The sequence below is a fragment of the Bacillus sp. AR4-2 genome (assembly GCF_008274865.1).
GTDB classification, from domain to species: domain Bacteria; phylum Bacillota; class Bacilli; order Bacillales; family Bacillaceae_G; genus Bacillus_A; species Bacillus_A cereus.
The window spans coordinates 3,223,859-3,237,834 of the sequence record NZ_CP031062.1; the positions used below are offsets into that span (position 1 = coordinate 3,223,859).

A 13,976-nucleotide genomic window follows, 5' to 3' on the forward strand; every position below is an offset into this window, starting at 1 on the left:
TTTTGTGTCCGTCATTTTAAAAAAATATAAAAAAACTTTAATCCGAAACTAAAGGATTAGCTTAACATAATGTCTCACTATTAATGGTGAATAGGAATCTCGTTATAGAAGCAGCAGTTTTTATGCTACAACTCTACATTCAACTAACTAAAATCAATGAAAAAAAGAGCAGATAGTCCGCTCTTTTATGATGCCTCCTTATGTTCCGTGGAATGTTTAACACTCCCCAGTCTCTTTAGTTTATTCCACCCTACCGCTACTCCTCGAAGCGATGAGAATATAGATTTAATGACAACATAAGTCATAAATTGACGATAAATAAAACGTTGTAAAATTAACCATACTAATGGTTTCGGATTTTCTTCCTCTAATTTAAATGCGAACAGAGAAGCGAAAAGATCCATTAAAAAGAATACAAAATAAAATCCTAAAACTTTTAGCGGATTACTACTAAATAGTCCTATAATCATTAATATATCTGCAAAAGGAGCAATGAATTGCAGAACATATTGGAATAACCACATGTTAGGCAGTGCAATAAACCCTAACGTTTTATGTTTTGAATTACACAACGCTTTTCGATGTTTCCAAAGACATTGAAGTGTACCATATGACCAACGATATCGCTGTTTAATGAGACTTTTCACATCCTCAGGTGATTCCGTAAAAGCATGCGCTTTTTCTTCATATACAATTCTATGCCCTTGACGTAAAAATGTAATAGTAAGATCGGTATCTTCTGCTAATGTATCTTCGCTTAAATATCCAGATTCAACTACATTCTTCTTGCGCCACGCCCCAATAGCTCCTGGAACTACTGTAATACAATTTAACTCATCAAAAGCTCTACGTTCTAAATTAAACCCTGTAATATACTCAACATGTTGCCAAGTAGTTAACAAATTCCGTCTATTCCCCACTTTGACATTACCTGAAACTGCAGCTACATTCTGATCTTCAAAGTGTCTAACCATTAAAGAAATAGCATCTTGCGCAATAATAGTATCCGCATCTAAAGTGACAATGATTTCTCCTCGCGATTGTTGAAACCCTAGGTTCATTGCCGATGATTTCCCGCCGTTTTCTTTCTGAATGAAACGAACTTTAGGGTGTTTATAAAATGTTTCTTTCATTACTTTTGACGTACCATCTGTCGATCCGTCATCCACAACAATAACTTCAAATTCTCTATAATTACTATTCAAAATTGAGTGAATCGTCTTGGCTATCACCTTTTCTTCATTATATGCCGCTATGACAACACTAACAAAAGGTTGATAAGACGAATTAATATAGCGAGATAACGTTTTTCTTTTCTGCTTCCATGCAAAATAAATTAAGAATAAAAATCGAAAAATCCCTAATCCAATAGCAATATAAAAAATAGTTGTTAATATATGCTTAAAATATCCAGCTCCTGAAAAGACAGCTTTATTGTAAAGTAAATATTGCTTCCCCTCAGAAGAAACAGGAGGCATAATTTCATCTCGTTCTTTATTCATTAAATCTGAAATTGTTACAAAACTATATCCATGCTTTTTTAAGTCTTTAATAATGATTGGGAGCGCCTCTACTGTATGGGTACGATCCCCTCCCGCATCATGGAGAAGAATAATATTTCCCTCTCCCTTATAAATAGGATTAAGAGCACGTCTTACTAATTCATTTGTTGATGGTGTTGCCCAGTCTTCGGGATCAACTTTTTCCGCTACCATTGTATAGTTCATATTTTGTGCACGTAAAATAGGCAATATTTCATTTGATGAATCCGGGTTAGCATCCGCTTCATATGGCGGTCTAAATAAAACCGTAGAATGTCCAGTTACTTCCTGAATTAAACGTTGCGTCGTATTAAGTTCTACTTTCGTTCGTAGTAAAGACGTATCAGCTATGTTAGGATGCTTGAAAGTATGATTCCCAATTTCATGCCCTTCATCGTATATTCTTTTTACAATACTAGTATTTAGTTGTGCGTTTTCACCAAGTACAAAAAAAGCAGCTTTTATTTGATTCTCTTTTAATATATCTAAAATTTCTGGCGTATATTTCGGGTCTGGTCCATCATCAAATGTTAATACTACTTGTTTCCCATTTGGTTTTCCATATCGTTGCACTTCATATGCAGATGGTAAGGATTGATATACTTCATCTGTAATATAACCATCTTTGCCTACTTTAAAATCTCTCAATCCATTTTTTCTTTCATTCTCAATCTGTAAAATTTCACCTTGTCCAGAATAATTTACTTCATCTAAACTATTGATTTTATGTAATACATTAGGATTTTTTTGTGCCTCAATAGGATTTTTTAAAACTTTCCATATTGTAGGGTCTTCTGCTCCTAGTCTCCATAATGCAAAGCCCTTTGCATTGTTCTCCATTGCAATTTTCACTTGATTATAGAGAGTAACACTGTCTAAGAACCAAGCAGTATGTTCTTTCTCTCCTGTTTTATATCTAAAATAAGGATTTCCACTACTCTTATCCCATTGAATTTTCATATTTGAACCTTGAGCCATTGCCATAACTTCTGAAAAAGTTAATGATTTCGCAGCTTCTTTACTATTTACTTCCCAATCATATCCATAGTTACCGAAAGCAACTATAAGCTTATTAGACGGAATATTCAGTTCTTTCAATGTATGTTGGAACCATTTATTTGAAGCAATTGGTCCTGGTTCCCCGGCTCCATAGTGCTCATCGTACATCATTACAATCATTCGATCTATTATTTTTGCTAACGCACTATAATCAAAAGCCTTATCATTAGCTGGAACATCTTGTGTAACGAGCAAATCATGTTCATGAAATTCCGTAGTAAGTTCTTTCATAAAATTTGTTAAGTTTTCTCTATCACTTTCAGGTACAGCCTCAAAGTCAATATTAATTCCTGAAAAATGATTCTTTTTAACTTGGCTTACTAAATCATTAATAAACTTTGTCTTTACATCATTTGAGGAATTCAGTAACTTATGAATTAGCCCACTATCAGGACCAGAAGCTTCCTCAGTATAGTTAGTAAGCAAAGGCATAATCTTCACTTGATTTTTTTCTGCCAACTTTACTATCTCAGGTTTGATCTCACTTCTAATCGTTAAATCTGCTTTTAAATGATACCACTCTGGTACTAACGTAGTTAAGGAATCGATATTTTCTTTTAAAGAAGCGGTACTATTTTCATCCCAGTTTACGTAAAAACCATACACTTCTTTAGGTTGTTTACTATCCTTCGGCGGATTCACCAAATTTTTATTATCCTTCGTTTCGGTATTTGGGTTAAATTCTTCCTTCTTTAACTGCTGATCACTAATTTTTTGATTAATTGGTACAAGTTTAGTATCTTGTTGTACAGCGGTATTCATATTTGGAATTTCTGGTGTTGAAAAAATACTTTGAAAGAAAAAATAGAATACAACACCTACACTAACTATTGAAATACATAGAAACGAAATAAAGGCTATGTTTCTCCTTCCTTTCGGATCATAAAAAACAGGTTTTTCTTTATCTTTCTCTTGTTGAATGTTTTTCTCCATTATATTTTTCACATACTCCTTCTTAATAGAACTATAGAATAATAAAGTGCAACTTTAATCAGCCCTCACCAATCGGGCATTTACGGGCAGCCCAATCCCCACCTAACTTCTTTGCTTCCGCTGAATTTTGAGCTGGAGGTCTTACTGCCCGGCAAATAGCGGGATAAATCCTTTTAGCTTTGAAATGAATCTCTCACTTCCATATTCTATTGATTCTTCTTTTCATTCCCTTGCTGGTGGCCTCTATTTTCTTGTTGAGACCCCCTACCATTGTTCCCTTGCTCGTTTCCACCATTTTCTTTCTGGGATCCTCTGCCATTGTTCCCTTGCCCATTTCCATTATTCCCTTGTTGAGACCCTCTTCCGTTGTTTCCTTGCTCGTTCCCATTATTTCCTTGTTGTGATTCTCTTCCGTTGTTCCCTTGTCCATTTCCATTATTTCCTTGTTGTGATTCTCTTCCGTTGTTCCCTTGCCCATTTCCATTATTCCCTTGTTGTGATCCTCTTCCGTTGCTCCCTTGCCCATTTCCATTATTTTCTTGTTGTGATCCTCTTCCGTTGTTCCCTTGCCCATTTCCATTATTCCCTTGTTGTGATCCTCTTCCGTTGTTCCCTTGCTGATTCCCATTATTTCCTTGTTGAGCTTCTCTACTTTTATTCTCCTGTTGATTCCCTCTATTTTCTTGCTGAGATCCTCTTCCATTGTTTTCTTTTATTTGCTTCGATGGCTGTTCCTCTGTTTTCTTTTGTTCTTTCTGCTCTTGCTTTTCATATTTTTTTTCGTCTACAGGAGATAAATCCACTGATGCATCAGGAGATGACTCCGGCTGTGATTGCACCTCTTCTTCATTTCCCACCGGATTAGGCGGCGTGGCAGGAGGCGTAAGCGATTTGTTTTTCTCATTCTCTTGCTTTATATAGACACCTGTGCCAATTCCAGCTTTTCTAGCATTCTCTCGTACTTGCATCGTGCTACTTTGATATTCAACTGTAATATGTTTTAACTCATATTCTTTCTTCAATTCTTTCATTGCCTTTTCTAACTGTGGTTCTAGCGCCTTGTCCTTTGCAACTGCTGTTAGCATAACTTGCTTATCATTCGTTAAATACTTATCCTCTTGACTTTGCTTTATAATAGTACGTATTACTTCTTGTAATTGTTTATTTTCCCATTGCTTCAATTCTTTTAAAATACGCCTTCCATCATCATTACAAGCCTGTAAATCTATAACACGAAAATCCTTCGTTACGCTCACCTCTAAACTTGGATTTATATCAACTGAGACGTAAGCAAATACTTTTTCTTCTGGTTGGTTGTAGAAAAACAGCACTGCAAATAGAAAACAAGCAACAAGTATTGATGCAGGTTTTAAAAAGGAAGGGATCGAAAAATGCGATACTTTTTGTTCTTGCTCATCAAATGAGATTTCCTCCCCGATCATGCAAGAATCCCCTTTTCTTTTACACGTAATAAACTCTCCATTTGGTGTTAAAACAACTACGCTATGCTTTTTTATATCCATCACAATTCCTTTATTCATCATGCTTTTCCCCTCTTATGTAATCCAGAATATATGTATAGTTGTTTGCAAAAATAATACACATTGCAATAATGTATTTTCTATGTCGTTCCAACGTTTTACGACTTACCCTAACACGCGGTTCAATATGTTTAAGCGGTAACTTTTTCTTTCGGAACAGCTCTTCCATCATTTCCTCTTCTTTTATAATAATTTTTACAATTTCTATTAAGTGCTCACGCGTATCACGATGCTTAGGAGATTCTTTAGCAAGCTCTGAGAATGTGATTTTAAACTCAGCTAGCACACTTTGAAAATGAAGAATTTCCTCCTTACGGTTACTATTTTCCATCTCTTTCATATACTCCGTAAGCGACACTTGCATTTCTAACATTTCCTCTTGCTCATCTTCTTTTAAAAAGACAAAGTTATGTTTAGACTCCTTACGTATATAGTCAATTACATCTCTTTTTATAAGAAGATCAGCAAACGCTAAAAAGGATTTTCCTTTTGTATAGGAATACTGTTCAATTGCTTCGTTAAATGCAAACAATCCAATGCTATATTCATCATCCTGTTCTGTAATATATCGGCGGCAGACAGATGAGATTGATTTTCTAATAAAAGGCTGATACTGTACGATAAACGCTTCTTTATCTTCTTCGTTGTTTTGTATGTTACATACGATATCTTCTATTTTCGGTTTTCTTAAGATCTTCATTACTAAACTCAACACTTGTAATCTCCCAGCCTCCTTCAAATAGCAAAATGGCCACTACACAAGTGACCATTTAACCAGATTTTCTTGGTACTTTTCTTCGGTCTTGTTTTCTTGCTGTTAGTTATATTTTTAGAGTCTAACGTTTTCTTAATGATTTTTCCTTTTCTCTCGGCACTAAAGTTAAGTTTGTATTTTTATCTACTTTCTTATTTTCTACCGTTCGTTTTGCTTATTCATTTTCTATTTTATCTGCAATCCTTGAATAACTCTTCTCTATATAATTGGTAATTTCATCCTTCCGTTTTGGATGCCACTTAATCTAGTAATTTTATTAATACTTCTATATTCTTTCATAGTCATTTTTCTTCTATTTATTTTTTTCACTATACATATTCGGAGGAGTACAAAGTTTTATGGGGGTCAAAAAATATTTTTATAAAAAAATACATATTTATTTCAAAAATAAAAACCATCAATTTGAAAAAGGGTAATCAAATTGATGGTTTTCTTATAATATCTATTAAATTAAGTTGGATTCTCATTATATCTAAAAAAGTACTAGCTCTCCCCTGCAGATTTTCTCCATTTTCATCTTTCTTGGTTATCATAATATGTCTTATCTGCGTATTTTCTATCATTTCCTTTTAGATAAGCTAAAATTACTTTTGGATTTTTAAGTAAAGTCCAGTCTCCATATGTATCAAATCTTCTGCATGAAGTTATCATTCCATTTTTAATAGTACCGAATTTCTTATTATTTTTCTTTCCCCACTCTTTTAAACGTTTAGCGAAATCTGCATCTTCTGCCATAAGCATGTTTTCATTAAATCCGTTGATTGCCATAAAATCTTTTCTATAGCACCAAAAAATCCCTACAGATATAGCTCCGTACTTAAAAAGTAAGGGGATTATGATTAACATTGCGGAGAGAAATATTCCTAAAGATATTCTTTCAAACTTCCCATTTACCCCACCACCAATGTATTTACCTGAAGCTAAATATTTATCTACATTAGACAACATAGACTCTGTCATTATGGTATCAGCGTCTATAGTGACGATTATTTCTCCATTAGCTATTTTAGCCCCTGCATTTCGAATTTTAGATAAGTTTTTATCGTTATTTTTCAATGTAACACAATTATAAGATTTTGCTATTTCCTCTGTTTTATCTGTGCAACGATTTAAAACAACTATAACTTCTGTTTGCTCTTTATATGCCTCTGATGCCTTTGCAATTGAATCTAAACATTTTCTAATGTACTTTTCTTCATTGTGTGCAGGAATTATAATAGAAAACTTCACATCTTTTTTCAAATTGACTCCTGAAGATTCATTTGTCTCAGTCATAATATTCCCCCTTATTTTATAAGGTAAATATCTGTTATACATAACGTATATTAAAATTCAATAAATTATATGATAGGAACTGCAGGTAAACTATTTCTTGCGTATAAAAAAAACAAAAACGTTATTCTTTCTAAACAAGCAAAATTATTAGAAAGAATAACGTTTTTATTAGTTACATTAATATTTTATTCGTTGCTTTATTTCTTCAAAACGAGCATGTATAATTTTTCTGATATCTGGATGATTCTTATATAAAGTAACAGTATACATGATGGAAGATGCAAGAATAGTAGACCATATTAACCAATCTCCAGCATGAGAAAGAACTTTAATTATTTCACTCGTAAATTGTTCCTGTTCGTCATGAAATGTCGATACGAGAGAATTAAGGTTGAATAATAATAAAATTACAATTCTCCCTAAAAGCATCATAATCCATCCGATAATATACGAATAGCCTCCAACACTACATAATTGATTGTTATGATGAAAAACTTTCACTCTCTTAGCTTGCCAGTAACCAACTATCGCTCCTAATATAAGCAAACTAATTAATTCAATTGTAATAATAAAGTCCAATCTATTTGGAAGACCCATATAAGTTCTAATTATAGCCATGATTGGTATACCAAGAAGATCAAAACTATCTACTTGTTTAGGGATAAGCTGCCTAATAATCAATACGATAACGACTACAAGAATAATAATGAAAACTTTATTCATGCGATCAATCCCTCTTTTTTTCTTTTAAATAATACTCAATTAGTTGATTTACTTTCTCTTCTGGATAGGATTCTGGTGTTTGAAGGACATGAATTACTAGCCCATCGATAAATCCGTACAGTATCTCCAATTCAAACTCTCTATTGTATCCTGGTGTGACGTAGCCTAACTCCTTCATTAAATCTAAGATCATTCCCATAAGATACCTCGTATGGGAATCCATTTTCTTCCGAAGTTCAATAAGCTCTGGAGAACTAAAGGATATACCCAAGAATGTAATCCAAACCTTACCTTCCAACAGTTCTTCTTTATTAGTAGGAATAATGAATTTCATTAATCTTCTAAGTGCTTCTTCTTTCGTTCCTTTAAATTCATTTGTACGAGTAGTTGCCCGTTCTTTCATTCGATTCAATACTAAATTCATCGCATAATGAATTAATTCATTTTTAGACGAAAAATGATGCTGAACAAGTCCAACCGAAATGTTTGCTTCATCAGCGATTTGTTGTATGGAAGCTTTATCGATACCTTTTTCTAATATTACACGCCAAGTAGCAGTGGCTATCTGATTTTTCCTTTGTATTTGATCAACTATTTTAGGCATTCATATCCTCCTCTTTTTTACAATATGATTATATTATAAAAAAAGTACCTAAAACAATATGAAAAAGCCTAACTTCTCAATTTAATGCGAAGAAATTAGGCTTTTTCATTTAGTGATGAAACCCATTATCACATTTCGTATCATGTGGCATAGGCCCATCCAGAGAATCCAAAAAGGCAACGGCCTGTTTGAGGTTCCTCAAAAATAAATGCGCGAGATCCATAGAAAATCCGTTTCGAACCACAACGCGCATAATCGTCAATGCTTCTAGATCTGGAGGCAATGGATATGCGGGTACTTGCCAGCCGAACACACGCAATTGTCGAGATAAATCATAAAGGTTCCAGTTTAATGTGTAACCTTTTTTCAGTTGCCAAGCGAAAACCGGAATATCCGAACCATCGGACAAAAGTTCGAACAGTTCCATCTCCTGAATCGCCTTGCTAAGGAAAAGAGCGACCTTCTGAGAAGCCCTTTGGACATCATAGTACCCACTTTTCCCCAAACGCAGGTAATTGTAATATTGTAGGAGCACTTGTGCGCCAGGACGTGAAAAATTCAGGGCAAAAGTCGGCATGTTTCCGCCTAAATAGGAGACGCGGAAGATTAAATCATCGGGGAGATCATCAGCTTCCCGCCAAATTATCCAACCCAAGCCAGGATAGACTAATCCATATTTATGTCCCGATACATTGATGGACTTCACCCTCGGCAACTGAAAATCCCAGACTAAATCTGGTTGAAGAAACGGTGCTATAAATCCGCCCGAAGCCGCATCTACATGCATAGGAATGTCGAGTCCCGTCCTCTCCTGTAAATCGTCCAACGCTTTTGCAATGGCGGCAACCGGTTCGTAAAGTCCGGTATAAGTCTCACCGAGAATCGGTACCACACCAATCGTATTTTCATCCACGGCTGCAAGGACCCCTTGAGGATCTAATCGGGGATGCTCAGGGCTAACCTTCACATAGCGTGGTTCAACCTCCCAATAGTTCGCAAATTTTTCCCAAACGACTTGAACAGCAGAACTAAACACAATATTAGGCCGATCCACCGGCTTACCCTCTCTTTTTCGTGCATTTTGCCAGCGTCTCTTTAACGCAAGCCCCCCGAGCATACAGGCTTCCGACGATCCAGTTGTTGAAACGCCCATAGTTGTAAGGGGGCTGGGGGAATGCCAGAGGTTGGCTAAAATGCGGACACACCGCTCCTCAATTTCAGCTGTCTGTGGATATTCGTCCTTATCAATTATGTTCTTATCAAATGCTTTAGCATATAAGTGCTCTGCGGTAGGTTCCATCCATGTACTAACGAATGTTGCAAGATTCAAGCGTGCATTGCCATCAAGAGTCATTTCATCATGGACGATTTGATACGCTGTTTCTGGTAACATGCCTTCATCAGGCATGTGAAAGCGCGGAACGACTGATTCTCCTTTGCGGGCAAAAAGAGGATTTATAGAAAATTCGGGAGGCAGCTCCATTTGCACGTGACGCGGTAGATATTGTGGATTATCTGGCATAACCTCTTTTCCTTCATATGTATCGTTTTGCACTTCTTCTTTTCGATCCTGCGGCATACTAGTCCCCCTTAATTAATGGTTTAACAAATATATTATTTACAAAAAAACATTTGCTAAACCAAGGGACAATTCTAATAAAAGGTGATGCCATCATTCAAAATAAAGGAGTATAGTTTTTGATTATAAAATAGAAATTGATTTATATTTCAATGAAAATATTGAATATTTTTAATATAATTATTGAGTTATGTATTTATAGAAACTTAAGGGGTATGATTATGGAGTTTATTACTTTTAAAGTAATTTGTATCTTTTTATTTTTAATGCTTATGACTTCTATAGAAGTTTTAGGATATGGAGTTCGACTTGTTGGGCGAAATTAGCTTTAGTTGCATCGACAAACTTAATATAGCTGAAGAATCATTACCTATCACAAACCGCACAAAACTTTGCTAAACTTTTAACGGCACACATGAATGATTGAGTCAGGTTTAAAAAAGTAAATTAGGGACAGTCATAACTGTCCCTAATTATTAAATGGGAAGAACCCTACTCGATATTTTTATTGACTATAAAGTTAGCCCACCATCCACAAGAACAATTGAACCGATCATATAACTTTCCTTATCTGATGCTAAGTAAGCAACCATTTCAGCGAGTTCTTCTGGATCAGCATAACGATCCATTCTCATATTGGGAAGATTCTTCTGGAGCGTACCCATCTTTCGCAAACTGAGCTTCAACACTTGTTGTTAATGCTATTTTCACACCACTAGGACAGAGTACATTAATACGAATTCTTTTTTTCGTATATTCTAATACAGCACCCTTGGTTAAGCCAACAACCGCATGTAGTAAAGATAAGTTTTTAACCAATTTGAATCCCCTCCTTTAAATATAATAATACATGGGAATTTAACATGTTTTTTTCGTTTTGGAGGTGACCTCTTTTTTTAGCTTGATAGCGATGTGGCGATACTCGTTTAGAACGATATCTTTGCCCTAAAAAAAATCGAACCATAAATTTTCCAGCAAGCTTATGATTCGATTTAAATTATTTACTTTTAGTAACTATTCAACCCCTCTATGAAAAAAAGCCAGAAAAGCATCTTTTTAAATGGACGAGAGGAACTGGCCATGCATAGAAGCGGTCTGGGCCTTTTCCTGCCACACGCAAAGCTTTAAAACAAAGAAAGGCAGCGAGGTATAGGTCCATTTTTATCTTTATGGCTGGAATTATACCCCTTACCAAACTTCTAAATGAAATGTATAGCTCAGTAGTTATCTTATTTTTTAAAAAAACATTCTGATTATTTCTTTTTCACTTCTTCTACAAATTCCCATGTCTCTCCGTTATCTTTTGATTGATAAAGTGCACTACTATCGCCATTGTAGTCTCCATCTGCCCCTTGTCCAACTAACATATTAAAAACCCCATCTTTCTCATATGGCATACTAGGTGAATCAAAAGGAGTTATTGTGGACTGTGTATGATCTAATTTCACTTCATGCGGCAGATATTCTACCTTTTTGAAAGATACTCCCCCATCATCTGTGCGATATAACTCTCCTTCATTACCAGAAGGCCTAATTGCTCCTAAAAACCCAAGTTTATCATTTATAAAAGTGATTCCTGATACACTACCAATCCCCCCATTAAATGGGTCTGGATTGATAACCTCCCATGTTTTCCCTTCATCACTAGTCTTGCTTAATGAATAAAAGGCGCTCCCTAATGCTTTATCTGTCATATTTAGTTTATAACCAACTTCTTTCGATAGGAAAAACTGTTCTTTTTCATTCTTTAAATCTTGTTGTTCCTTCTCTTTAAGCCTATCTTCTTTTGGAGGCGTCTTTGATTTACTCCAACTTGCGTCACTTATTAAATTATATCTAGCAGGGACTAGCTCTTTCTCTTTTCCAGGGACAAATATAGATACAGTATATCCAATGATATCAGAAGTTGCTTCTTTAACACTCTGCCTCTTACCATCCTCAGTAATATTAATAATTCCCTCTGTATTGGATCCCCAATTTCTTTTTCCATAATAAATCAACCCATACTTACTTTCATTCCATTTTTTGACCGTTTGCTTAACTGGGATCGCCTTAACCGTTTTAATTAAAGGTTCTACTAATTTATCATCATTATAATCAGGCTTTGCATATCCATCTCGTATTATAGTAATATCTTCTGATTTCTTCTTATTATAAGAGATTAAATAAGTTTCTTCTTTCCCATCAACATTTTTCCCATAAACAAATGTATCAAACGCTGTGATTGTTCCATCTGAATGAAATGTAAGATCAAAATCAGTTGCCATATACAATTTCTTTGGCAAAGGATATTTTTTATTTATATCTTCAAAAATACCTTCTACTCCAGATTTATATATATTATTATGTTTAAGTTTAACTGACCTTTCATGTTTTAACTTTTCTATAAACCATGCCAATTTGCCATTGTAATTTATTGCACTTTTATAAATCTGCATCCCATAAAATGATGTAATTGCAACAATAATGATAATAGAAATGGATCTCCATGCTATTGAATTAGTTAATTTTTTAGATTTATATTCTCTATTTTTTATCAATCGCATTGTAGTAAATGTAGTTATGGATATAAAAAGTACTATACATAATAACATAATGTAAATATTATAATTCATTCTTCCGTACTTACAGTATAAGGCCAACTCATAACAAAAAATCCCGTATACAATTATTAGTATTGGATTTGTTACTAATGACAAAAGTATCCTTTTTGTATTTTCTCTAAATATAGAAACCACTCCTAATTACATGAATTACTGATATTAAGTATACTTTATGAATATTCACCATTTTTATCATCGAATTTATACACATTCAAATAATATTTTCCTTGTTTCGCTACGAATTTTCCCTTTATAGTATTTCCTTCATCTTTACCACAAGCTACGTAATTTTACATGTCTGATTCATGATAAAGTACCCATGTCGTCCCAATATTTTGTTCATTTATCACAGAAATATCTACTTCTTTCGGAACTGTAACATCAAACGTATAAACATCTGTCTGATTAGGAGTAATCAGATTCCCTTTTACAAGCCTATGGGGAGTCCTTCTCCTCTTCGAGGGATCCACCTGTTTGCGGATCTTGTTTTACAGTAACTTTTGTTTGTTCTTTACTATCCTCCACTGTTAGTTCCACAGTATATGCTCCTTTTTCTCCATATACGTGGGTAAGATTCGCATCTGTACTTGTTGTACCATCACTATGAAATTTAATTTCTTCATAAAAAAAGATTTTCAATTTTTTTAGATACTCTTACTGTCGACGTTCAAAAGCTAAACGTACCGCAAGACCTGTCAAGACGCTTGCCATAAGCCAACGCTGCACTCGCAGCCACATTGGATGTGTGCCAAACCATTTCGCAATTTTACTTGCTGTACATACAATTAGAAGGTTAACTATAAAGCTAACAGTGATTTGCGTAAGCCCCAAAACTGCACCTTGAAAAAGCAACGATCCCTTCTCTGGATCTTCAAATTGAGGTAAAAGTGATACATACAAAATAGCAATCTTTGGATTCAGAAGATTAGTCATGAGTCCCATTAAAAATAATTTCCGTGGTGGTTCATTAGAAATCGTACGAGGTTCCATAATAGATATAGCACCCGGTTTAATCGAATTCCAAGCTAGCCAGAGTAAGTAAGCAGCACCTGCCCACTTTACTACTTCATATACAGCGGGAACAGCAAGGAATAGAACTGTAAGTCCAAACATAGTTGCGATTATATAGATTACAAATCCGAGCATGATGCCCAATAAAGAAATAAATCCCGCCATACGTCCCTGCGTAATGGAACGGGAAATGAGATAAATCATATTAGGCCCAGGTGAACAAACCATGCTAAGCGAAACAATTGCAAAAGCTATCAAGGTACTCAAGCTGACCATAAACCTTCCCCCTTTATGTTACATAAAATTTCCTATTGTACATTTTATCATGATTG

General features: G+C 34.8%; 11 protein-coding genes and 1 pseudogene. All 12 read right to left on the reverse strand.

Annotation, left to right across the window (positions count from 1 at the left end; translation table 11 throughout):
- Window positions 1–185: 185 nt before the first annotated feature.
- The 12 genes and pseudogenes from DN399_RS16635 to DN399_RS16690 all read right to left on the reverse strand — a co-directional run bounded on the left by DN399_RS16635 (window position 186) and on the right by DN399_RS16690 (window position 13,920).
- The gene (locus tag DN399_RS16635; RefSeq protein WP_149150122.1) at window positions 186–3,533 is read right to left on the reverse strand and encodes a trifunctional glycoside hydrolase family 18/polysaccharide deacetylase/glycosyltransferase family 2 protein; all 3,348 of its coding nucleotides are present in this window, start codon (window positions 3,531–3,533) and stop codon (window positions 186–188) included.
- A 206-nt stretch (window positions 3,534–3,739) separates the two neighbouring features.
- Window positions 3,740–5,077, reverse strand: a complete 1,338-nt coding sequence (locus DN399_RS16640; protein WP_149149833.1) for an anti-sigma factor domain-containing protein — start codon at window positions 5,075–5,077, stop codon at window positions 3,740–3,742.
- Complete coding sequence (gene sigI, locus DN399_RS16645; RefSeq protein WP_002082432.1) at window positions 5,067–5,789, reverse strand: RNA polymerase sigma factor SigI; 723 nt, start codon at window positions 5,787–5,789, stop codon at window positions 5,067–5,069. Before sigI ends, DN399_RS16640 begins: the two co-directional genes overlap by 11 nt.
- A 573-nt stretch (window positions 5,790–6,362) precedes the next feature.
- The gene (locus DN399_RS16650; RefSeq protein WP_000141006.1) at window positions 6,363–7,124 is read right to left on the reverse strand and encodes a glycosyltransferase family 2 protein; all 762 of its coding nucleotides are present in this window, start codon (window positions 7,122–7,124) and stop codon (window positions 6,363–6,365) included.
- A 177-nt stretch (window positions 7,125–7,301) separates the two neighbouring features.
- Window positions 7,302–7,847: a hypothetical protein gene (locus DN399_RS16655; RefSeq protein ID WP_016123079.1), complete on the reverse strand. Its 546-nt coding sequence runs from the start codon at window positions 7,845–7,847 to the stop codon at window positions 7,302–7,304.
- A 4-nt stretch (window positions 7,848–7,851) separates the two neighbouring features.
- Entirely contained in the window at window positions 7,852–8,451 is a 600-nt protein-coding gene (locus tag DN399_RS16660) for a TetR/AcrR family transcriptional regulator (protein WP_006929426.1), read from the reverse strand.
- A gap of 109 nt (window positions 8,452–8,560) precedes the next feature.
- Window positions 8,561–10,030 carry a glutamate decarboxylase gene (gene gad, locus DN399_RS16665; protein ID WP_149149834.1) on the reverse strand — a complete coding sequence of 490 codons (1,470 nt, stop codon included), beginning with the start codon at window positions 10,028–10,030 and terminating at the stop codon, window positions 8,561–8,563.
- Window positions 10,031–10,542: 512 nt separating this feature from the next.
- Window positions 10,543–10,665, reverse strand: coding sequence for an SDR family oxidoreductase (locus DN399_RS28435; RefSeq protein WP_006929428.1), 123 nt, complete (start codon window positions 10,663–10,665; stop codon window positions 10,543–10,545).
- Window positions 10,643–10,849 (reverse strand): 3-oxoacyl-ACP reductase, encoded by a 207-nt coding sequence (locus DN399_RS28440; RefSeq protein WP_255478082.1) that lies wholly within the window; start codon window positions 10,847–10,849, stop codon window positions 10,643–10,645. The genes DN399_RS28435 and DN399_RS28440 overlap by 23 nt, the downstream gene beginning before the upstream one ends.
- Window positions 10,850–11,283: 434 nt before the next feature.
- Window positions 11,284–12,768, reverse strand: a complete 1,485-nt coding sequence (locus tag DN399_RS16680) for a WD40/YVTN/BNR-like repeat-containing protein (protein WP_308809514.1) — start codon at window positions 12,766–12,768, stop codon at window positions 11,284–11,286.
- Between the two features lie 35 nt (window positions 12,769–12,803).
- Window positions 12,804–13,254, reverse strand: a pseudogene (locus tag DN399_RS28445) (PPC domain-containing protein); the annotation flags it as partial.
- Window positions 13,255–13,287: 33 nt separating this feature from the next.
- Entirely contained in the window at window positions 13,288–13,920 is a 633-nt protein-coding gene (locus DN399_RS16690; protein ID WP_000254106.1) for a LysE family translocator, read from the reverse strand.
- Window positions 13,921–13,976 lie beyond the last annotated feature (56 nt).